The organism is Devosia sp. LjRoot16 (assembly GCF_964252795.1).
Taxonomy (GTDB): domain Bacteria; phylum Pseudomonadota; class Alphaproteobacteria; order Rhizobiales; family Devosiaceae; genus Devosia_A.
Window position 1 is genome coordinate 90,426 of the sequence record NZ_CAXUPH020000001.1, and the last position, 20,123, is coordinate 110,548.

The 20,123-nt window shown below is 65.0% G+C and carries 16 protein-coding genes, 1 tRNA gene and 1 riboswitch; of the genes, 8 read left to right on the forward strand and 9 right to left on the reverse strand.

The annotated features are described in order from the left end of the window. Position 1: 1 nt before the first annotated feature. Entirely contained in the window at positions 2–1,105 is a 1,104-nt protein-coding gene (locus tag ACSQ23_RS00435) for an ABC transporter ATP-binding protein (protein WP_436089368.1), read from the forward strand. Positions 1,106–1,224: 119 nt separating this feature from the next. Here the strand turns inward: ACSQ23_RS00435 and ACSQ23_RS00440 are convergent. Beyond that, positions 1,225–1,298: transfer RNA gene (locus ACSQ23_RS00440), tRNA-Gly, on the reverse strand. Positions 1,299–1,503: 205 nt separating this feature from the next. Here ACSQ23_RS00440 and ACSQ23_RS00445 point away from each other — a divergent pair. Then, positions 1,504–1,845: a c-type cytochrome gene (locus tag ACSQ23_RS00445; protein ID WP_248310614.1), complete on the forward strand. Its 342-nt coding sequence runs from the start codon at positions 1,504–1,506 to the stop codon at positions 1,843–1,845. A 15-nt stretch (positions 1,846–1,860) separates the two neighbouring features. Here the strand turns inward: ACSQ23_RS00445 and ACSQ23_RS00450 are convergent, their stop codons facing one another. The 5 genes from ACSQ23_RS00450 to ACSQ23_RS00470 form a co-directional block, all read right to left on the reverse strand. Continuing rightward, on the reverse strand, positions 1,861–2,250 hold the full coding sequence (locus ACSQ23_RS00450) for a cytochrome C oxidase subunit IV family protein (RefSeq protein WP_055887698.1): 390 nt from the start codon (positions 2,248–2,250) through the stop codon (positions 1,861–1,863). Positions 2,251–2,259: 9 nt separating this feature from the next. Further along, positions 2,260–2,970, reverse strand: coding sequence for a heme-copper oxidase subunit III family protein (locus tag ACSQ23_RS00455; protein ID WP_055887701.1), 711 nt, complete (start codon positions 2,968–2,970; stop codon positions 2,260–2,262). 12 nt (positions 2,971–2,982) lie between these two features. After that, positions 2,983–3,687 carry a cytochrome c oxidase subunit 3 gene (locus ACSQ23_RS00460; RefSeq protein ID WP_055887705.1) on the reverse strand — a complete coding sequence of 235 codons (705 nt, stop codon included), beginning with the start codon at positions 3,685–3,687 and terminating at the stop codon, positions 2,983–2,985. Then, on the reverse strand, positions 3,684–5,474 hold the full coding sequence (locus ACSQ23_RS00465; protein ID WP_056002574.1) for a cytochrome c oxidase subunit I: 1,791 nt from the start codon (positions 5,472–5,474) through the stop codon (positions 3,684–3,686). The genes ACSQ23_RS00460 and ACSQ23_RS00465 overlap by 4 nt, the downstream gene beginning before the upstream one ends. Positions 5,475–5,567: 93 nt before the next feature. Then, positions 5,568–6,389, reverse strand: coding sequence for a cytochrome c oxidase subunit II (locus ACSQ23_RS00470; protein ID WP_055887714.1), 822 nt, complete (start codon positions 6,387–6,389; stop codon positions 5,568–5,570). 378 nt (positions 6,390–6,767) lie between these two features. Between ACSQ23_RS00470 and ACSQ23_RS00475 the strand changes: the two genes are divergently transcribed. The 4 genes from ACSQ23_RS00475 to ACSQ23_RS00490 are packed head-to-tail and all read left to right on the forward strand — an operon-like array spanning position 6,768 to position 13,439. Next, entirely contained in the window at positions 6,768–10,001 is a 3,234-nt protein-coding gene (locus ACSQ23_RS00475; protein WP_436089369.1) for an adenylate/guanylate cyclase domain-containing protein, read from the forward strand. A 14-nt stretch (positions 10,002–10,015) separates the two neighbouring features. Further along, the gene (locus ACSQ23_RS00480; RefSeq protein WP_436089370.1) at positions 10,016–11,704 is read left to right on the forward strand and encodes an FAD-dependent oxidoreductase; all 1,689 of its coding nucleotides are present in this window, start codon (positions 10,016–10,018) and stop codon (positions 11,702–11,704) included. 3 nt (positions 11,705–11,707) lie between these two features. Beyond that, positions 11,708–13,153 (forward strand): sensor histidine kinase, encoded by a 1,446-nt coding sequence (locus ACSQ23_RS00485; protein WP_436089371.1) that lies wholly within the window; start codon positions 11,708–11,710, stop codon positions 13,151–13,153. After that, positions 13,140–13,439 carry a UBP-type zinc finger domain-containing protein gene (locus ACSQ23_RS00490; protein WP_436089372.1) on the forward strand — a complete coding sequence of 100 codons (300 nt, stop codon included), beginning with the start codon at positions 13,140–13,142 and terminating at the stop codon, positions 13,437–13,439. Before ACSQ23_RS00485 ends, ACSQ23_RS00490 begins: the two co-directional genes overlap by 14 nt. Before the next feature lies 1 nt (position 13,440). Here ACSQ23_RS00490 and ACSQ23_RS00495 read toward each other — a convergent pair whose 3' ends face one another. Further along, entirely contained in the window at positions 13,441–14,577 is a 1,137-nt protein-coding gene (locus ACSQ23_RS00495; protein ID WP_055887730.1) for a helix-turn-helix transcriptional regulator, read from the reverse strand. A gap of 576 nt (positions 14,578–15,153) precedes the next feature. On the opposite strand from ACSQ23_RS00495, the gene ACSQ23_RS00500 reads away from it, so the two are divergent. Continuing rightward, on the forward strand, positions 15,154–15,561 hold the full coding sequence (locus tag ACSQ23_RS00500) for a hypothetical protein (RefSeq protein WP_055887733.1): 408 nt from the start codon (positions 15,154–15,156) through the stop codon (positions 15,559–15,561). A 187-nt stretch (positions 15,562–15,748) separates the two neighbouring features. Here ACSQ23_RS00500 and ACSQ23_RS00505 read toward each other — a convergent pair whose 3' ends face one another. Then, positions 15,749–17,122, reverse strand: coding sequence for a hypothetical protein (locus ACSQ23_RS00505; RefSeq protein ID WP_436089373.1), 1,374 nt, complete (start codon positions 17,120–17,122; stop codon positions 15,749–15,751). Between the two features lie 351 nt (positions 17,123–17,473). Further along, a complete protein-coding gene (locus ACSQ23_RS00510) occupies positions 17,474–18,583 on the reverse strand; it encodes a 2'-deoxycytidine 5'-triphosphate deaminase (RefSeq protein ID WP_436089374.1) in 1,110 nt (369 codons plus the stop codon). A 205-nt stretch (positions 18,584–18,788) separates the two neighbouring features. Continuing rightward, positions 18,789–18,867: riboswitch (SAM riboswitch) on the forward strand. 38 nt (positions 18,868–18,905) lie between these two features. Here ACSQ23_RS00510 and metZ point away from each other — a divergent pair. Then, complete coding sequence (gene metZ / locus ACSQ23_RS00515; RefSeq protein ID WP_436089375.1) at positions 18,906–20,117, forward strand: O-succinylhomoserine sulfhydrylase; 1,212 nt, start codon at positions 18,906–18,908, stop codon at positions 20,115–20,117. Positions 20,118–20,123 lie beyond the last annotated feature (6 nt).

The following is a 20,123-nucleotide window of genomic DNA, read 5'->3' on the forward strand; positions in this document are numbered from 1 at the left end:
CATGGCCGAAATCCAGCTCAAATCGGTGACCAAGAGCTTCCAGTCGCTGGAAGTGATCCACGGCATCGACCTCACCATCAAGGATGGCTCGTTCACGGTGTTCGTCGGCCCCTCCGGCTGCGGCAAGTCCACGCTGCTGCGGATGATGGCGGGGCTCGAAGAGGTGACCAGCGGCGAGGTGCATATCGATGGCGCTCGCTGCGATCACCTGCTGCCCTCGGCCCGCGGCATGGCCATGGTGTTCCAGTCCTACGCGCTCTACCCGCATATGAGCGTCGAGCAGAACCTGCGCTTCGGGCTCGAGAACCAGCGGCTCGCCAAACCCGAGATCGCAGCGCGCGTGGCCAAGGCCGCCGATATCCTGCAGATCACGCACCTGCTCGCCCGCCGGCCCAACCAGTTGTCGGGCGGCCAGAGCCAGCGCGTCGCCATCGGCCGCGCCATCGTCAAGGAGCCCAAGGCCTTCCTGTTCGACGAGCCACTCAGCAACCTCGATGCGGAGCTCCGCATCAAGATGCGCAGCGAGCTGATTGCACTGCATCAGCGGCTCGGCTCGACCATGATCTATGTCACGCACGACCAAGTCGAGGCGATGACCATGGCCGACCAGATCGTCGTGCTGAACGAAGGGCGCATCGAGCAGGTGGGCAGCCCGGTCGAGCTCTATGCGCAGCCCAGGAACCTATTCGTCGCCCATTTCATCGGCGCTCCGCCCATGAACACGCTGCAGGGCAGGCTACGGCGCCTCGCCGACGGCGCCGCCGTGGAACTCGCCTCCGGCGCGGTGATCCCCCTGCCCGGCCGTCAGTTCGCATTCGCCGACGGAACCAAGGTGACGCTGGGCATCCGCCCCGAGCACGCCGAACTCGGACAAGGACCGTTCGAAGTCACCGCCACCACCACCGAGGTACTCGGCTCAGGCACCATCGTCCATACCAAGGACAGCGCCGGCAACGACTTCGCCCTCGCGCTACGCGGCATCAGCCGCGTCAAGGCAGGCGACAGGCTCTTCATTCGTTTCCCGGAGCACTTCGTGCACCTGTTCGATGAGGCTGGGCTAACCATCGGGGCGCTGCCGGACTGGCGGGGCAGTTACTTCAACTGAGGTTTGCGGCTGGGCGGGGCCGGCCACCGGCGGATTGCTCGTCCGTCCGGCTGCGTCGCGCAGTCCAAGGCGCGACAGCGGAGGCTTCGGGCCGCAGCTAGTCGCATCTGGATGAGGCTTGGAGCGGGTGAAGGGAATCGAACCCTCGTCGTAAGCTTGGGAAGCTTCTGCTCTACCATTGAGCTACACCCGCGACGGGTTCGTATGTGCCGGAGTGCGGCGCGGGCGTCAAGGTGGGGCGGTAGACTCGCTTTGGGGTTCGGTCTGGTAGCGCTATACTCCCGCCATTGGCCCGACGTCCCGGGAGCTGATTTTCGGGTGCGGGTGGCCATGGAGGTCGTGAGATGGTTCGGACTGCGATTGCAATTGCCGTTCTCATACTGAGCGGCGGAGGAGCTTTGGCTCAGGGCGGCGATGCCACGCTGGGCGAAACAGTGTTCAAGAAGTGCATGTCCTGCCACGCGGCGGGCGAAGGGGCGACGAACAAGGTTGGCCCGGTGCTGACGGGGGTGGTCGGGCGGACCGCCGGGACCTACGAGGGCTTCAACTACTCGCAGGCGATGAAGGATGCCGGCGCCGGCGGGTTGGTGTGGACACCCGAGAACCTGGCGCAGTTCCTCGCCAAGCCCAAGGATTTCGTCAAAGGCACCAAGATGAGCTTCGCCGGGCTCGCGAAGCCCGAAGACGCGATGAACGTCATCGCTTATCTCGCGTCACTGTCGCCGCCGCCAGCCCAGTAGGCCGCCAGACCAGCTTCAATGCACCACCGGCGCGGGCACTGCGGGGCTCGCGCCGAAGAACTCCATGCGCGTGAAGAAGGTGTAGTCCGCCTCGAACGCCATCAGGATCACGAAGACCAGCACCAGCACTGGTGGCACCAGGATGGCGTAGCTCAGCGCCAGCCGCTCCCACACCATGTGCATGAACACCGCGATGATCAGCCCGGCCTTGCCCACCATCAGCATGAGGATCAGGCCCCAGCGCAGGTACCCTTGGAACTGCAGCAGATCGACCGCATAGGAGCAGGCGCTGAGCACGAACAGCCAGAACCAGACGATCAGGTAGAGGCGGATGGGGTGCTGCTGGCCCTCGGCATGGTCGGTCGGGGCCGCGAGGGTTTGTGAGCTCATGTGTGCTTCAGCCATGATTGCCTCTCACCACAGGTAGAACAGCGCGAAGATGAAGACCCACACCAGGTCAACGAAGTGCCAGTAGAGGCCGGTGATCTCGACGATCTCCCAGCGGCCCTTGCGTGAGGTGAAGAAGCCCTTTTTGCCGGTGTCGAAATCGCCGCGCCAGACCTTGCGGGCCATGAGCAGGAGGAAGATCACCCCGATGGTGACGTGGGTGCCGTGGAAGCCGGTGATCATGAAGAACACCGAGCCGAACTGCGGCGCGCCCCAGGGGTTCTCCCACGGGCGGACGCCTTCGGAGATCAGCTTGGTCCACTCGAACGCCTGCATGCCGACGAAAGTGGCGCCGAGCGCTGCGGTCAGCAGCATCAGCACCGTGGTCTTCACCCGGTCGCGGCGATAGCCGAAGTTCACCGCCATCGCCATGGTGCCGCTCGAGGAGATCAAGACGAAGGTCATGATGGCGATGAGGATCAGCGGCATGTGCACGCCGCCAATCTCGAGCGCGAACACCTCGGACGGGTTCGGCCAGGCCTCGGTGGTCGACATGCGCACGGTCATGTAGGCGATGAGGAAGCAGCTGAAGATGAAGGTGTCCGAGAGCAGGAAGATCCAGATCATCGCCTTGCCCCAGGAGGCGGTCTTGAAGGCGGTCTTGTCGGACGACCAGTCGGAGACGAAACCGGTGAGGCCTGGTTGCGGGTCGGTGTGGGTCACGGCCGGATCGGACATGTGAGGCTCCCCTCAGCTCAGCAACTGCTGGCAGAATGCGATGAAATCGCTGGCCCAGCCGGCCAGCAGGCTGAACAGCACCATCCAGACGAACAGCATGAACAGCCAGTAGGTGGCGCAGAGCTCGACATTGAGCCGGACGCTCTCGATGCCCCCCCTGCCCCAGGCCTTGATGCCCGCCCAGCCCAGCGCCACGAGGCCGCCGAGGATGTGGAGGCCATGCAGGCCCGTGACGAGATAGAAGAAGCTGTTGGCCGGATTGCCGTCGACGAGATAGCCGGACGCAGCGAGCTCGCCCCAGGCGATCAACTGGCCGGCCAGGAAGGTGATGGCGAAGACGCCCGCCGCAGCGAGGCCGAGGCGGAGCTGCGTCTGGTTGCGCTGGCGCACCGCCCGCTGGGTCCATTCGAGCGCGAGGCTCGACAGCACCAGCATCGCGGTGTTGAACCAGAGGATTGGCGGCACCGGCAGCGGCTGCCAGTCGCCGAGCTCGCGGCGCATGAAATAGGCGCCGGTGAGCAAGGCGAACAGCGAGCCGACAACGGCGAGCAGGAAGCCGAGGCCAACGCGCTTGGCGGGATCGCGAGAGGCCTCAAAATCGGGGACGCCCTCGATCACCCCCTGCTCCAGCCATGGCTTGACGGTCAGGCGCTGGCGCGCCAGCCACCAGCCGGCGAGGCCGGCGATGATGGCAAAGAACATCACCACGACGCTCATGACTTGGCGCCCCGGCGCTTCTTGGGTGCTTCGGAATGCGGCGGGTTGGTGCCGGGCTGGTTCTGCGGGATGAAGTCCTCGGCGGCGCCGGGCACGCTGTAGTCATAGGCCCAGCGATAGACCACCGGCAGCTCGCGGCCGAAATTGCCGTGGACGGGCGGCGTTTCGGGGGTCTGCCACTCGAGCGTGGTGGCTCGCCACGGGTTGCCGCCGGACGGCTTGCCGTGCCGGATCGACCAGATCAGGTTGAAGACGAACACCAGCTGCGCTGCGCCGACGATCAACGCCATCACAGTGATGAAGATGTTGAGATCGTGCGCCGAGGGTGGCTGGAACGAGATGTCACCGGATTCGAAGTAGCGCCGCGGCACCCCCATGATGCCGAGATAATGCATGGGGAAGAAGATCAGGTAGGCGCCGAGGAAGGTGACCCAGAAGTGCAGGTGCGCCAGCGTGTTGTCGAGCATGCGGCCGGTGATCTTGGGGTACCAGTGATAGATGGCGCCGAAGATCACGAGGATCGGCGCGACGCCCATCACCATGTGGAAATGCGCCACGACGAACATGGTGTCGGATAACGGCACATCGACCACGACATTGCCGAGGAACAGCCCGGTGAGTCCGCCATTGACGAAGGTGACGATGAAGGCCAGCGCGAACAGCATGGGCGGATTGAGGTGGATGTCGCCGCGCCACAGGGTGAGCACCCAGTTGTATACCTTGATCGCCGTGGGCACGGCGATGATCAGCGTGGTGACGGCGAAGAAGAACCCGAAATAGGGGTTCATGCCGCTCACATACATGTGGTGGGCCCAGACCACGAAGCTCAGCGCGCCGATGATGACGATGGCCCAGACCATCATGCGATAGCCGAAGATGTTCTTCCTGGCATGCGTGCTGATCAGGTCGGAGACGATGCCGAAGGCCGGCAGCGCGACGATGTAGACTTCGGGGTGGCCGAAGAACCAGAACAGGTGCTGGAACAGGATCGGGCTGCCGCCGTCATGCGGCAGGAGTTCGCCCATCTCGACCAAAGCCGGCATGAAGAAGCTGGTGCCGAGCAGCTTGTCGAACAGCATCATCACGCAGGCGACGAACAGCGCCGGGAAGGCCAGCATGGCCATGACGGTGGCGATGAAGATGCCCCAGACGGTCAGCGGCATGCGCATCAGCGTCATGCCGCGGGTGCGGCCCTGCAGCACGGTGACGATGTAATTGAGCCCACCCATGGTGAAGCCGATGACGAACAGGATCAGCGACACCAGCATCAGGACGATGCCGGATTCCTGGCCGGGGGTGTTGGAGAGGATGGCCTGCGGTGGATAGAGGGTCCAGCCGGCGCCGGTCGGGCCGCCCGGGGTGAACCAGCTCGCCACCAGCACCAGCACGGCGAGCAGGTAGGTCCAGTAGCTGAGCATGTTGACGTAGGGGAACACCATGTCCCGCGCGCCCAGCATCAGCGGGATCAGGTAATTGCCGAAGCCGCCGAGAAACAGCGCGGTGATCAGGTAGATCACCATGATCATGCCGTGCATGGTAATGAACTGGTAGTAGGCGGCAGCGTCGATGAAGGTGAGGAAGCCGGGGAAGGCCAGCTGCATGCGCATCAGCCAGCTGAGCACCAGCGCCAGCATGCCGATGGCCAGTGCGGTACTGGCGTACTGGATGGCGATGACCTTGGCATCCTGCGAGAAGACGTAACGCGTCCACCAGCTTCGCGGATGGTAGAGTTCGACATCCGGAAACTCGGCAGCATGGGCATCGGGCCCGTGAGTGGCGTCGACCATCAGAGTGCCTCCTCGCACGTCATCTGATGCAAAATCGCGCCCGGAAGTCCCGGCGGCCTTGAAGCGCTTTCAGGTTCGGCAGCGCGACAAAAACTAGTCGATATCGGCCGTCTTGAGCACCTCCGGCGCATAGAGTTGAGCGTAGGTCTGCTGGCCGGCGAGCCAGGCGTCGTAATCTTCCTGGGTGTCGACGACGACGCCGCCGCGCATATAGGGGTGGCCGGTGCCGCAGAGCTCGGCGCAGAGCACTTCGAACTGGCCGGTGCGGGTGGGGGTGAACCAGAAATAGGTGACGGCGCCGGGGATCATGTCCATCTTGGAGCGGAACTCGGCGACGTAGAAATCGTGCAGCGTATCGACCGAGCGCAGCAGCATCTTCACCGGCTTGTCGATCGGCAGGTGCAGGTAGTCGGCCTCGATCAGCACGTCGTCATGGCCGTTCGGATCGTCCGGCTTGATGCCATAGGGATTGTCGGCGGCAACGAGGCGCGTGTCGGAGAGCCCCAGCTTGCCGTCGGCGCCGGGCAGCCGGTAGGCCCATTGCCACTGCGCGCCGACCACTTCGGCCTCGGTGGCTTCGGCCGGCACGCTGATGAACTGGCCCCAGACGAACAGGCCGGGGATCAGCATGGCGGCGACACCGACCGCAGTCAGCCCCATCAGCCAGTTCTCGAGCCGCTTGTTCTCGGGTTCGTAGTCGGCCTTCTGCCCATCCTTGTGGCGGAAGCGCCAGACGCAATAGGCGACGAACAGCACCACCGCCGCGAACACCGCCCCGGTGATCCAGAAGGTGATGATGATCGTGTTGTCGATATAGCCCCAATTGGAGGCGATCGGCGTCCACCACCAGGGGCTCAGGAAGTGGAATACCACCGAGCCGACGACGATCAGGACGAGAACGACTGCTACGACCATCCCACTCCTCCTCCAGAGGGCAGACGATGAGGCAGTCGGCGCCTAATGCGGGGCACAAAACAGACATCGGGCGCAGCAGAGGTTCTGCTCGTCTTCAGCCATGAGTGGCGCGTCGCTACAGAGCAAATACGGCCCGGATGGTCGCAGGCCAGCTAGAATCGGAGCCATATTTGCTTTAGGCACCGGCACTTAGAACTTGATGATCACATCGGCACACGGACTTGTCAATTGCGACCAATTCCCGCAGCCGGTCGATGACAGCCGCAACACGCTCCCGAAGCCGTGGCTTGTTTGGGCCAGTTCTGAACGCTAAGGTGGCGGCTGGACTTGTAGCCGATGGGCTTGATGTCCGATCGGCAGGTCCATCGAGAGATGGCGATGCAGACGTGTCTCAAGTGTGGTTTCAACAACCCGGACGCGGCTAAGTTTTGCGCCAATTGCGGCAATGCGCTCGAGGTCGCCCGATCCGTCGAAGGCGAACGCCGCTTTGCGACGGTGCTCTTCGCCGATGTGGCGCGCTCCACAGCCATTGCCGAGCAGATGGATCCGGAGGATTGGGCCGGCATCATGAACGGCGCCTTCGCCTTCATGAATGCGGCAGTCTCGCACTATGGCGGCACGGTCTCGCGACTGATGGGCGACGCGGTGCTGGCGCTGTTCGGGGCGCCCATCGCGCATGAGGACGATGCCGAGCGCGCGGTGCGCGCCGGGCTCGAAATGCAGGACGCGGCGATGCGCTATGCCGGTGGCATCAAGCAGCAGCACGGCGTCGATTTCGACCTGCGGGTCGGGATCAATACCGGTATGGCGGTGCTGGCTTTCGTCGGCGACGCGATCAGAACCGAGTACACGGCGCTCGGCGACGCCGCCAATATCGCGGCGCGACTGCAGTCGGCGGCCGAACCCGGCACCGTGCTGATCAGCGCCGATACCCACAAACTGGTGCATGCGCTGTTCGATTTCCGGCCGCGGGGCCGGATCGAGATGAAAGGCAAGACCGAGGCGGTCGAGTCCTACGAGGTTGCCGGCATCAAGGCGGTGCCCGAGGCGACGCGGGGCCTCGAGGGGCTGTCCTCGCCGCTGGTCGGCCGCGAGCGCGAGATCGGGCTGCTGCGCGACCGGTTGAGTGACCTCACCATGGGCATCGGCTCGGTGGTGGCGGTGCTCGGCGAAGCGGGCCTCGGCAAATCGCGGCTGATCGCCGAACTGAAACACCTGCGCGATGCGCTGCCGGAGCCGCGGCCGATCTGGCGGGAATCGCGGGCAATTTCCTACGGGCAGTCGGTGCCCTACTATCCGTGGCGACAGCTGGGCCGGATGATTGTCGGGGCCGACGATATGGATGCGGCGCCCGCCGTACGCGACAAGATCGCCGCGTGGGTCGAAAGGCTGGGGCTCAAGCCGAGCGACATCCCGTTTTACGAAACGATGATTGCGGTCGAAGGCGATGCGAGCCGCATGGCGTTGCGCGCCATGTCCGGCGAGATGGTGGTCAACGGCGTTGCGGCGGCGATCGTCAACGCCATCAAGACCGTGATGCACGCCGATAGCGGCATGACACCCTACGTGATGGTGATGGATGACCTGCACTGGTCGGACTCGGCGACGCTGGAACTGATCGCCCAGGTGGCGACGCTGGCGGCGTTCGAGCCGATCATGCTGGTGACCATCATGCGGCCCGACCGCAAGGCGGAAAGCTGGCAGCTGCTGGATCGGCTGCAGGGGAGCCTCGGCAGCAGTTTTTCGCGCATCGACCTCGAGCCGCTCGATGCGGCGGGATCGAGCGAATTGCTGGGCAACCTCCTCCACATCGAGGAGCTGCCCGAGAGCATCCGGGCGCAGATCCTCGAGCGCTCCGAGGGCAACCCGTTCTATCTCGAGGAAGTACTGCGTTCGCTGATCGACGGCGGCCAGGTGGTGCGCGAGGGCGAGCACTGGCGCGCCACCCGCGCCATCCTCGAGGCGACCATCCCGGACACGCTGGCGGGCGTCCTCAGCTCGCGCATCGACCGGCTGCCCGACGCCACCAAGCGGGTGGCGCAGACGGCAGCGGTGATCGGCCGGGTGTTCCAGCACCGGGTGCTGGAATCGGTGCTGCATAGCGGGCCGGCGCTGGAGCGGATCGAGCATATCGAGCCGCATCTGGCGACGCTCAGCTACGAGCAGCTGGTGCGCGAGAAGGCCCGCGACCCCGAGCGGGAATATATCTTCAAGCACGCGCTGACCTGCGAGGCGGCCTATGACCTGCTGCTGCGGTCGCGGCGCAAGGACCTCCACGCACGTTGCGGCTCGGCGCTGGAGCTGCTGTTCGCCGAGCGGCGCGACGAGTTCGCGGCGATGCTGGCGCACCATTTCGAAGAAGCCGGCGATCTCGAGCGGACATTGCAATATGCGAGGGTCGCCGCCGACAACGCGCGCCGGGTCTACGCCGTGCGCGAAGAGCTCGAACATCGCGACCGGATACTCTCGACGCTCGAGAAGATGCCGGGCGCCATGCCGGCCGAGCTGATTGATGCGGTGCTCGAATGGGCGTGGGTGCGCAACCGCCGCGGACAGTACGAGGGCATGCTGGAAAAGATCGAGCGGGCGGTGCAGATCGCCCGCGAGCTCGGCGACAAGCGCAGGCTCGGTCTTACCCTGTCGTGGATGGGCAACGTCCACATGGTCACCGGCTTCCCGTCGCGCGGCTTCCCCTACCTCGAAGAGGCGCAGGCGCTGGCAACTGAGACCGGTGATGACCAGGTGCTGCTGCTGCCGCTGTTCATCGCCACCTGGTCGCTGGTGGAGCGCGATGCCCGCTCGGGGGAGGAAAAGCTGGCCGAGGTGATCGACATGGCGCGCAAGCAGGACGCGCCGGATATCCTCGGCCACGCGCTCACCTATCGAGCGATTGCGCTGGCTCGACTGGGGGAGTTCGACGAGGCCAGCGTATTGGTCGAGGAGGCTTTGGCGCTGATCCCCAGCATCGGCTCGCCGGTGAAGCGGGCGGACGTGCATATCGGCGCCAGCATGGCGTATTACGATATGGGTGACATCGAGACGGGGCTCGAGCACGCGCATATCGGGGCGGATCTGGCTATGTCGGCCAACGGGCTGGAATGCGCCTGCGCCGGTTATTTCGGAGTGGGTCGCGGCGAGCTCGACAAACGCAATATCGATGATGCGCTGGCGCAGTTCCGGCGCTCGCTGAAGCTCGCCGATGCGGTGGGCATGGACTACTACATCAACCTGATCCGCGCCGGGGTGGCGGAGGCTGAGTTCGAGCAGGGCTCGACGGGTTCGGTCGAGAAGCTGCGCAGCGCCATCGACAGCGCCCGGTCGACCGACGACGATTTCGTCGTCGCGGCACTGGCCATGCCATTCTCGCGGGCGCTCCTCCGGCTCAAGCGGGCAAGCGAAGCGCGCGACACCATCGTTGCGGCCATCGCCTATTTCCGCCGCATGGACCTGAAGCCCTATCTCGCCAATTCCCTGAGCGTGCTCGGCGACGTCGCTGATGCCTTGGACGACCGCGAGGCGGCGGCCGCGGCGCGCGAGGAGGCGGCGAGCCTTCGGGACGAGATCAAGCTACCTCCGCCGACGGCGGCCTTGCCCCACATCATCCAGGCCTAGCCATGGAAAAACCGGTGATCCTTGCCGTCGACGACGAACCTTCGGTTCTCGCCGCGGTGACGCGCGACCTCAGGCGGCACTACGCCGCGCATTACGATATCGAACGCGCAGCCTCCGGGGCGGAGGCGCTGGAGGTGCTGGGCGAGCTCAAGCTCGCCAACCGGGTGATCGCCCTGTTCATCGCCGACCAGCGGATGCCTGAGATGAGTGGCGTCGAGTTTCTGGCGCGGGCAATGGAACTCTACCCTGAGGCGCGGCGCGTGCTGCTCACCGCCTATGCCGATACCGATGCGGCGATCCGGGCGATCAACGAGGTGAAGCTCGACCACTACCTGATGAAACCGTGGCACCCGCCGGAGGAACAACTCTATCCGGTGCTCGATGACCTCCTGGACGACTGGCGGGCCAACTATCAGCCGGTGTTCGAGGGGGTGCGGGTGGTCGGCCATCGCTGGCTGGCCGATGGACACCGGGTGCGCGACTTCCTCGCCCGCAACCTCGTGCCGTATCGCTGGCTCGACATCGAGACCGACGCCGAGGCGACGACCTTGCGTGAGCTGGCGGGGGCCGCGGCCGAACCGCTGCCGCTGGTTATCCTCGCCGACGGCACGGCGCTGTCGCGTCCGACCATCGCGGCGCTGGCCGAAAAAGTCGGGCTGCACACCCATGCGGTGGCCGAGACCTATGACCTCGTGGTGGTCGGCACCGGCCCGGCTGGGTTGGCGGCGGCAGTGTACGGGGCGTCCGAAGGGCTCAGGACGTTGCTGATCGAGCGTGAAGCGCCCGGCGGACAGGCGGGCACCAGTTCGCGGATCGAGAATTATCTCGGCTTTCCGGTCGGGCTCAGCGGCGCCGACCTGGCGCGCCGGGGCGTGCAGCAGGCGCGGCGCTTTGGCGCCGAGATCCTGACGCCGGTGGAAGCGCTGAACCTCGAGACGCAGGACGGCTATCACATCCTGACGCTCAGCAATGGCAGCAAGGTCGCGGCGCAGGCGCTGATCGTCGCGACCGGCGTTTCCTATCGGCTGCTCGACGTGCCGGGGGCGGAGCGGCTGTCCGGAGCCGGGCTCTACTACGGCGCCGCGATGACCGAGGCGATGGGCACCGCCGGCCAGGACGTGTTCGTCGTCGGCGCCGGCAACTCGGCCGGCCAGGCGGCGCTGCACCTCGCGCATTTTGCCCGCTCGGTGACGCTGCTGGTGCGCGGCAAATCGCTCGCCGACAGCATGTCGCAATACCTGATCGAGCGGATCGAGGAGGCCGAGAACGTTACGGTCGAGACCGGCGCCTCGATCAGTGCGCTGATCGGCGAGGAAAGTCTCGAGGCGGTGGCGGTGCTCGACAGCGCCAGCGGCACGGTGACCGAGGTGCCGGCGCGGGCGGTGTTCGTGTTCATCGGCGCCTCGCCGCGCACCGACTGGCTGAAGGACAAGCTGCAGCTCGATGCGCAGGGCTTCATCCTCTCGGGTCCGGACCTGGTGCGCGAGCCCGGGCGCAAGCCCGAAGGCTGGATGGCGGAGCGCGAGCCGTTCTGGCTGGAAACCAGCGTGCCAGGGGTATTCGTCGCCGGCGACGTAAGGCGGCAATCGACCAAGCGGATCGCGTCGGCGGTCGGCGAAGGGGCGATGGCGGTGACCTTTGTGCACCAGCATCTGCGCGGCCCTGCCCCGGCGCAGCGGCCACCGCCGGCGGCCGGTGGCTGAGCCATGTCCGCAGCCGCCACCGACGTGGGACACAGCACCGACCTGATCCGCCAGGTGCCGATCTTTGCCGAACTGAGCGAAGCCGAAGCCAGCGAGCTCTGGCATGCCGGCCAGCGGGTCAACGTCACCCCCGGCGAAGTGTTCATCCGTGAGGGCGAGCAAGGCGGCTCGCTCTACATCATCCTCGCAGGCGCCGTGGAGGTGACCAAGCAGGATGGTGAGCACGAGGTGACGCTGGCAACGCGCGGGCCGGGCGAGTTCCTCGGCGAGATGTCGCTGCTCGAGCAGGCGCCGCGCACCGCATCGGTGCGGGCCACCGAGCCGAGCGAGTTGCTCGCCATCGGCTCGGAGGCGTTCCGCCAGCTGCTGGCGCGCCGGCCGGAGGCGGCGGCAACGCTGCTGCGCACGGTAACCTCGCGGCTGAGGAGCACCGAAGCCTCGCTGGTGCAGTCGGACAAGCTGGCGGCGCTGGGTACCCTGGCGGCGGGACTGGCGCATGAACTCAACAACCCCGCCGCGGCGATCCAGCGCTCGACCGGCTATCTCAGCGAAGCATTCGAGGGGTGGCGCCGCCGGACGGTCGAACTCAGCATGCTGGCGATGACACAAGAGGAGCGGCAGGGGCTGGCGGAACTCGAGCGCAGCATCGCCGATTGCCGCGCGACCCGCTGCTCGGACGCCGAAGCACGGCGGATCGAATCTCGCCTCAGCCAGCGGCTCGAAACGCTCGGGGTGGCCGAACCCTGGGAAATCGCTCCGGCCATGGCGGCCTATGGCTGGTCGGTCGAACGGCTGGAGCCGGTGCTGGCCACCTTTGCGACGGCACATGTCGATCCGGTGCTGCAGTGGCTGGGGCGCGGGCTGGCGGCGCAGCAGCTGATGGAAGAAATCGAGGTCGCCTCCAAGGCCATCTCGGGCATCGTCAAATCGGTGAAGGCCTACGCTTATCTCGACCAGGCGCCAGTGCAGGATGTCGATATCGCCATGAGCCTCGACGACACGCTGATGATCCTCAATCACAAGCTGAAGCATGGGATGGCGGTCACGAGGATGTATGAGCCGGCCCTCCCCCGGATCGAGGCCTATGCCGGCGAGCTCAACCAGGTGTGGACCAACCTGATCGACAACGCGGTGCAGGCGATGGGCGGCGAGGGCCGGCTCGAAGTGGGGGCAAAGCGGCTGGGCGATGAAGTCGAAGTGCTGATCGCCGACAGCGGACCGGGCATCCCCGAGGAGGTCGGGCGGCGCATTTTCGAGCCGTTCTTCACCACCAAGGCGCAGGGCGTCGGCACCGGCCTCGGGCTCCACATCGCGCACAATATCGTGGTCAACCGACACCGCGGACGCATCAGTTTCACCTCTCGCCCCGGACGGACGGAGTTCCGCATCGTCTTGCCGTTGCGGCTGGGCCACCCGGCGACACCGGAGAAGACCTATGTCGTTCGATGAGGTCGGGCGTTGCGCCCATGATGCATTAATCGGCGATGTCGAGCCGAGCTCGGCTGACAGCTGTCCCGAGTGCGTGGCGCGCGGCGACGACTGGGTCCACCTGAGGGTGTGCCTCGTCTGCGGCCATGTCGGCTGCTGCGATGAATCGCCCAACCGCCACGCCCGCCGGCATTTCCATGCCACGGGCCATCCGGTGATCCAGTCCTACGAGATCGGCGAGAACTGGCGCTATTGCTTCATCGATGACATCGAACTGCCGTCCGGCGAGCCGATGCGCAGGAGTTAGCCTAGAGGCAGGTGAGTGCAAGGCGCGTCAGCAGCGACACCAGTTCCGACTGCCGTCGCGTGCCGGTTTTGCGCATGACCCCCACCAACTGGTTGCGCAGGGTCTGTTTGGATACCTCACGCTCCTTGGCGAAATCCGCCAACGTGGCGCCGTTGAGCAGCGCTTCGGCCAGACGGGCTTCGGATTCAGTGAGCGAGAAGGCGCGCCAGAGCAGGTCGGTCGGCAACGACGACATTTCGAGGCTGCCGTGGATGATGAGCATCACCAGCGGCCCGGGGTCGAGGACCGCGTCGTGCAGTTGGTAGTGCTGGTTGCCGCGCAAGGCCAGCCGCGCGATGGCGAAGTAGCGCTCGTCCATTCCACCCAGCGAAATCTGCTGCACCGAGGTTGGGGTGCGCTTGGAGGTGGTCACGCGTTCCACCAGCGTGCGCAGCTGGTGGTCGGCCCGCTCGTCCGCCGCGCGCAGGATGCCATCGGCGCTGCTGAACGGGCCACCGTGCTGACGACGAAGGGCTTCGCCATGGACGTTGGAATAGTGAATCCGCATGTCCTCGGAGACGAAGAACACGCTGAACGGCAAGTCGGCGACCACGCCCTCCAGATAGCCGCGGCCACCGGAAAATCGCGTGCGGCTGGCGATCTCGAAGGCGCGTTCGAAATGCTGAGCGGCTTCGGAGAGCACGCCGGCGATAAGCGGCCGCAGCTCGGCCTGCCGCTGTGCCGAGTAACGCACCTCGAGCGTAAGCTGGCGGGTGCCCTGGCGGAGCAGGACCACCCCCGACGACGCGGCGAAATCCCCCAGCTGCGCGACCCACTTGCGGTGGAAGGGCGCTGCGGCGGTCACGGCGCGATCGAGCAGATGGTTATCGTGGAACACCTGGTTGGCGGCGAGCAAGGCGGTCGCCGGCAGGATCGGATTCAGCGAGGCATAGGTGGAGACATAGCTGGCGACAGCCGACGGCGCCAAGCCGCGCGAGGCGAAGGCGAGGTTCGTGCCGGTTGCGACGTTGTCCGCCGACCCCGTGATGATGCAGCCGGGAAAGGTTGCCGCGAGGATATCGAGGATGGTGTCCCAGTTCGAGCGGCCCAGCGCCATGTCATAGATGCAGCTGGTGAGACTGTTCTGCGCAAAACCCATGCGTTTGTACTCTTGTCACAAGCGCCGAGAAGGTTACTCGCCCCTTCTTCCGCAACAACGTTGTCGTCCCGATTTTGCTGAGGTCCGGCACGTCGCCGTCGCCTGCAGTCCATCCTCGAGCTCGCCGCCAGTTCTAGGCCGGTTTTCGGCGTTTACCACATGTATACCATGAGGATGGTTACCGGCCGACCGGCCATGGCGCATCCGCGCCCTCGGTCCAGGGCGCCGCAGCCGACCCCAGCCGCTCTGCGACAGCTTAATCCGGATCCCGGCGGCAGCGCATCACCAGACAGGACATTCATACCAGGCCGCTGGTTCACCAACGTCATCGGAACGGTATGCCCTGGCCCGCCGTGTCTCAGATGACGATCGAAATACTCAAACACCCCATCACTTCGATCTGGCCTGCAGTTTCAATTGGTAAATATGCAGGACTTCCCATTACTCACCTCACCTCAGCATTACGATAACGTTGTTGTAGAATTTAGCCTCCTGAGTTTCTTTCACCGGCGGCAGCGGCGGGGATTTCGGTCGCTGTTTATTTCAAAGCGACTTTCATTCCTCAGTAGAATAAAGATGTATCGCGTTGTTCTTTCCGCCGCCGTCGTGCTTCTCGCCACGAACTCCGCCTTCGCTTGGGGCATCAACACTGCCTATATCACCCAAGCCTCGCCCGTGGTGGGCACCCAGATCGCAGTGACCACCCAGAAGGGTGCGGCCAACTACTCGAACACCCTGCAGGTCGGCTTCCCCGGCTTCCAGGCAGCGCACACCAAGCAGCGCGGGGTTGGCAATTTCTCCCACACCGAGCAGTGGGGCTCGCTGCAGGCGTCGAGCACCACGCAGCGCGGCGATTTCAACGAGGCCGTGACCATCCAGGATGGCCTCCTGCAGCTCTCGATCATCGATCAGAAGGGCACCGGCAACACTGCCGTCGTCAGCCAGGTCGGCGTCGGTCAGATCGCCATCATCACGCAGGAATAAGCTGCGCGATGCTCGCGGTTAAAGCGGTCGCGATCTTTCAGATTCGCTCCATGCGCTTTAGCTATTTGTTTCCACGCATGTCTTTGTCCCGAAACCGGTACCCACTTTCGGGAGACATGCTGTAGCGAGCCAAAAACAAACGGGCGACGCCCTGCGCCGCCCGTTTTGCCCATATGCCGGCGTCTGATCAGAACTGCCCGGTAATTCCGGCGGTCAAGGTGAACGACCACATATCGCCGAAAGTCAGGAAGCTGCCGCCGCGGTTGTCGTGCGGGCCGCTATAGGTGGCGTCGTCCCCGATGACCGGGTCAAGGGCGGCACTGGTGATCGCTGCCGGATCACGTCCGATGGACGCGACCCGCGACAGGTATTCCCCACCCACGCCGAAGCTCAACTGCATCGCCTCGCCGATAGCGGTCGTGTAGTTCGCCTGGGTCCGCACCGCGTAGGCGAAGCCGCTGTCATCGCCCATCTCGATGACATTCCCGACCGAGTGGCCGACCGCGCTCGGCACGCCGCCGGAGACGGCGTAGGTCTCGCGCACGTCGTAGCTGGTGCCCATGAAGTAGGCGCCGCCTTCGAGACCGAGCGTGAGGCTCGCCGTCTCGGCGACCGGCATGGTGATGTTGCCGCCGACGATGCCGCCGACATAGTGCGAGTCGAGCGTCTCGTCGGTGGTCTGGGTGTAGAGCGGATAGGCGAAATTGGCGGGCGCGGTGGGCTGGAGCTCAGCCGCGTCGACCGAGATCTCGGTGGTGATACCCTGCCCCAGGAAACGGTAGCTGGGACCGGCATAACCGGTGATGGTGGGCTCGCCCGCTTCAGGGGCCTTGGTGAGGGCGAAAGTGACGTCGCCGCCAGTGTAGACGAGGCTGTGCGAGACCTCGGTGTTCACCTCCCAGCCCGCGAGGTCGCCGACGGCGAGGAAAACGCCGCCGGTTTCATCGGCGATGGCGCCGAAGGCATAGGCGAGGTTCGGAGCGCCGGCCAGGGTTGCGATGCCCACATAAGAGAAGCCGTCACCTGCGGCCGCGGGATCGACACCGTAGCCGTTCGAGGCGCCGGCTGGATTGGACAAGATGGTCGCAACCTGATCCATGCCGGCCGTGCCACTGACCACTGCGGACGCGGTGGGGCCGGCAGGATCGGTGGTCAGAGTAATCGTGCCCGTCGGCGTCGTGATACCCGGGATGAACAGCGAGCTGTCATTGCCCAGCGCAACGGTGCGGCTGGAGCTGCGGGTCGCGAAGGACATGAAACCGGAGATGCCGAGCGAGCTGATGGTACCGTTCTGCTCACCCAGCTGCGTGGACGCGCTGATGCCAACGAGGCCACCCAGCGCCAGTCCATCGGACTCCAGCTCGACCTGGCTGCCATCGACCTCGAAGTAGGATCCGACGACTCCGGGCACAGCGTAACCCGCCACGCCGGCGCCGATGGTCACGACCCAGGGGTTCCCGGGCTCCTCGATGACCAGTTGATCCAGGTCGGCGGCGCTGGCGGCCGTCGTCGCCAGCAGAACCGCGTTGATACCAGCCAAAAGCGCAACCTTCAGGCGCATGCCCCCACCCACCTTCAAATGAGCCAAGTATGATCAATGCCGGCAAAACCCCCGGCTTACGCCACCTTGTCGATAACCTGTTGAGAATTACTTAACCTTAACGAAGATTTACGCAGGCACGCTCGCGGGCGACTTGGCAACCAAGCAAGTGGCTGAAATCGCTGCGTAACGACTGCCCTAGACGGCCTGTGCGAGAGGGCAACGCAAGGCGGACGGACTTGCCCGCTGCCTGATCGACAGTTGGTGCAAGTAAATTCGTCGGATCAGTACTGAGGGACGGACCTGCTCGCCGGCGCTGTTTGCGACCGAGCAAGCGCAGCCGCGGCGCAGCGGGGCTGATCGGCGTCGGCGCTACAGCGCGAACGGCTTGAAGTGCTTGCTCAGCTTCAGCGTCTGGGCCTGGTAATTGGAGCCCAGGCCCGTGCCGTAGAGCCGATCGGGGGCCTCGGCGAGACGCTCGTAGATCAGGCGGCCAATGGTCTGGCCGTGGCCGAGCAGGAACGGCACCTCGCGGCTGCGCACTTCGAGCACGGCGCGGCTGCCGGTGCCACCGGCGGCCGAATGGCCGAAGCCGGGGTCGAAGAAGCCGGCATAGTGGACGCGGAACTCGCCGACCAGCGGATCGAACGGCACCATCTCGGCGGCATAGGCCGGCGGGACGTGCACACTTTCGCGCGACACGAGGATGTAGAACTCGTCGGGATCGAGGATGAACTCGTCGGCGCCGCGCTTGATCAGCGGCTCCCAGTAATCGAGGACATCGAGATTGTCCTTGATATCCATATCGATCACCGGGGTGTGGCGCTTCGAGCGGAAGCCGATCAGGCCGTTGCGGTCAGTGCCCTTCAGATCGATCGACAACAGCACGCCCTCGCCGACCTCGGCATTGGCGTCGAACACCAGGGTTTCGACATTGTGCAGCGACTTGTGCTCGAACAGGGTGAGCCGGCTGTCGCCGACGCGGAAGCGCATCTGGCTGAGCCGTGAGCCGGTGCGCACACGGACCGGAAAGGTGCGCGGGCTGATCTCGAGATAGAGCGGCCCCTTGTAGCCGTGCGGCAGGGTATCGAAGCCGCGGGCGTGGTCGCCGATGACGCGGGTGAAGACATCGAGCCGGCCGGTGGAGCTTTTGGGGTTCGCCCCGGCCGACACGGTGTCCGGCAGGTTCAGGCTCTCCTGCAGCGGCACCAGGTAGACGCAGCCGCGCTCGAGCACGGCGCTGTTGGTGAGATCGAGCTCATGCAGCTTCAGCGTCTCGATGCGCTCGGCGACGGTGTGTTCGGGGCCGGGCAGGAAGCTCGAGCGAATGCGATAGGCGACCTTGCCCAGCCGCAGGTCAAGGCTCGCCGGCTGCACCTGGTCAGCATCGAACGGTCGATCGGTGACGATGTTGCCGCGCGCTGCCAAACGCTCGATGAAACGAGCGGGAAACACGCCCTTGGCCCAAAGCTCACTATCCAATGGTCTACCCCGCAACCTGAAGCGTTTCACCGTTTCGGTGAAAGGGCGAAACGCTGCAGGGTTTTGATTTTGCCACGCTTTCGAACCGGAAAAGTCTGCAACTTTTCCTGAAAGCGCTCCGGCTACATCCCCTAGCAACCTGAGGCGTTGACGCCAAGACCGCATGGGTCGTATATCCACGCTATGCGCCTTTGCGGTAACGCCAGAAGTGCATGGTGGTGATTTGGCCGGTCTGATTGCAGCCACCTAAAACAAGTCGCTAAAGGGACCTTCGAGCCGGCCGCCCATGCGTGCCGGCTTTTTTTGTTTTCGAGGCAAGGACATGTCGAAGTCGAAGAACCCGCTGAGCGACGAAAAGAACCGCGCCCCAGCCACGATGCTCGTCCATGGCGGCACACAGCGCAGCCAGTTCAAAGAGACCTCGGAAGCCATCTTCATGAACTCGGGCTATTCCTACCCGAGCTCGCAATATGCCGAGGACCTGTTCCTCAACAAGATCAACAAGCCGGCGCATAACTACTCGCGCTTTGCCAACCCGACGATGGACATGTTCCAGGACCGGATGGCGCTGCTCGAAGGGGCCGAGGCGGCCCGGGCCTTCGCCACCGGCATGTCCGCCGTTACCAACGCGGTGATGAGCCAGGTGCGGGCCGGCGACCATATCGTTGCGGCGCGGGCGCTGTTCGGCGGCTGTCGTTATGTGGTCGAAGACCTGATGCCGCGGTTCGGCGTCAACTCGACGCTGGTCGATGGGCGCGACCCCGCGAACTTTGAACGGGCGATGCAGCCCAATACCAAGGTGATCTTCATCGAGACGCCGACCAACCCGACGCTCGAGCTGGTCGACATCGCTGCCGTCGCCAAGATCGCCAAGGCGCATGGCGCCAAGCTGATCGTCGACAATGTGTTCGCCACCGCCCTGTTCCAGAAGCCGCTGCAACTGGGCGCCGATCTCGTCACCTATTCGGCCACCAAGCATATCGACGGCCAGGGCCGGGCGCTGGGCGGCATCGTGCTCGGCTCGAAAGCGCTGATCGAGGGCGACGTGCACACCCTGCTGCGGCAGACCGGGCCGTCGCTGTCGCCGTTCAATGCCTGGGTGCTGCTGAAGGGGCTCGAGACGCTGCCGATCCGCGTCAGGCAGATGACCGAGAGCGCTGCCAAGGTGGCCGAGTTCCTCGCCGACCATCCCAAGATCGACCGGATCTCCTATCCGTTCCACCCGTCGCACCCGCAATACGAGCTGGCGAAGCGGCAGATGGCGAACGGCTCGACGCTGGTGGCGTTCGAGGTGAAGGGCGGGCGCGAGGCGGCATTCACGCTGTCGGACTCGCTGGCGGTGATCCTGATCTCGAACAATCTTGGCGATGCAAAGTCGCTGATCACCCATCCGGGCACCACGACGCATGCCCGGTTCACCGAGGAGGTGCGGCTGGAATCGGGGATCACTCCAGGCCTGCTGCGGCTTTCAGTGGGGCTCGAGGATGCGGACGATCTGATCCGCGATCTCGAGTACGGGCTCAGCCAGGTCTAGTGCGGG

What these genes read in the sequence shown, in the direction of transcription:
- metZ (WP_436089375.1), top strand. Translation starts at nt 18,906, where the DNA reads ATGTCGAAGTCGAAGAACCCGCTGAGCGACGAAAAGAACCGCGCCCCA.
- ACSQ23_RS00490 (WP_436089372.1), top strand. Translation starts at nt 13,140, where the DNA reads ATGTCGTTCGATGAGGTCGGGCGTTGCGCCCATGATGCATTAATCGGC.
- ACSQ23_RS00470 (WP_055887714.1), bottom strand. Translation starts at nt 6,389, where the DNA reads ATGGTCGTAGCAGTCGTTCTCGTCCTGATCGTCGTCGGCTCGGTGGTA.
- ACSQ23_RS00460 (WP_055887705.1), bottom strand. Translation starts at nt 3,687, where the DNA reads ATGAGCGTCGTGGTGATGTTCTTTGCCATCATCGCCGGCCTCGCCGGC.
- ACSQ23_RS00495 (WP_055887730.1), bottom strand. Translation starts at nt 14,577, where the DNA reads ATGGGTTTTGCGCAGAACAGTCTCACCAGCTGCATCTATGACATGGCG.
- ACSQ23_RS00455 (WP_055887701.1), bottom strand. Translation starts at nt 2,970, where the DNA reads ATGTCCGATCCGGCCGTGACCCACACCGACCCGCAACCAGGCCTCACC.
- ACSQ23_RS00500 (WP_055887733.1), top strand. Translation starts at nt 15,154, where the DNA reads ATGTATCGCGTTGTTCTTTCCGCCGCCGTCGTGCTTCTCGCCACGAAC.
- ACSQ23_RS00465 (WP_056002574.1), bottom strand. Translation starts at nt 5,474, where the DNA reads ATGGTCGACGCCACTCACGGGCCCGATGCCCATGCTGCCGAGTTTCCG.
- ACSQ23_RS00505 (WP_436089373.1), bottom strand. Translation starts at nt 17,122, where the DNA reads ATGCGCCTGAAGGTTGCGCTTTTGGCTGGTATCAACGCGGTTCTGCTG.
- ACSQ23_RS00450 (WP_055887698.1), bottom strand. Translation starts at nt 2,250, where the DNA reads ATGGCTGAAGCACACATGAGCTCACAAACCCTCGCGGCCCCGACCGAC.
- ACSQ23_RS00475 (WP_436089369.1), top strand. Translation starts at nt 6,768, where the DNA reads ATGCAGACGTGTCTCAAGTGTGGTTTCAACAACCCGGACGCGGCTAAG.
- ACSQ23_RS00485 (WP_436089371.1), top strand. Translation starts at nt 11,708, where the DNA reads ATGTCCGCAGCCGCCACCGACGTGGGACACAGCACCGACCTGATCCGC.
- ACSQ23_RS00435 (WP_436089368.1), top strand. Translation starts at nt 2, where the DNA reads ATGGCCGAAATCCAGCTCAAATCGGTGACCAAGAGCTTCCAGTCGCTG.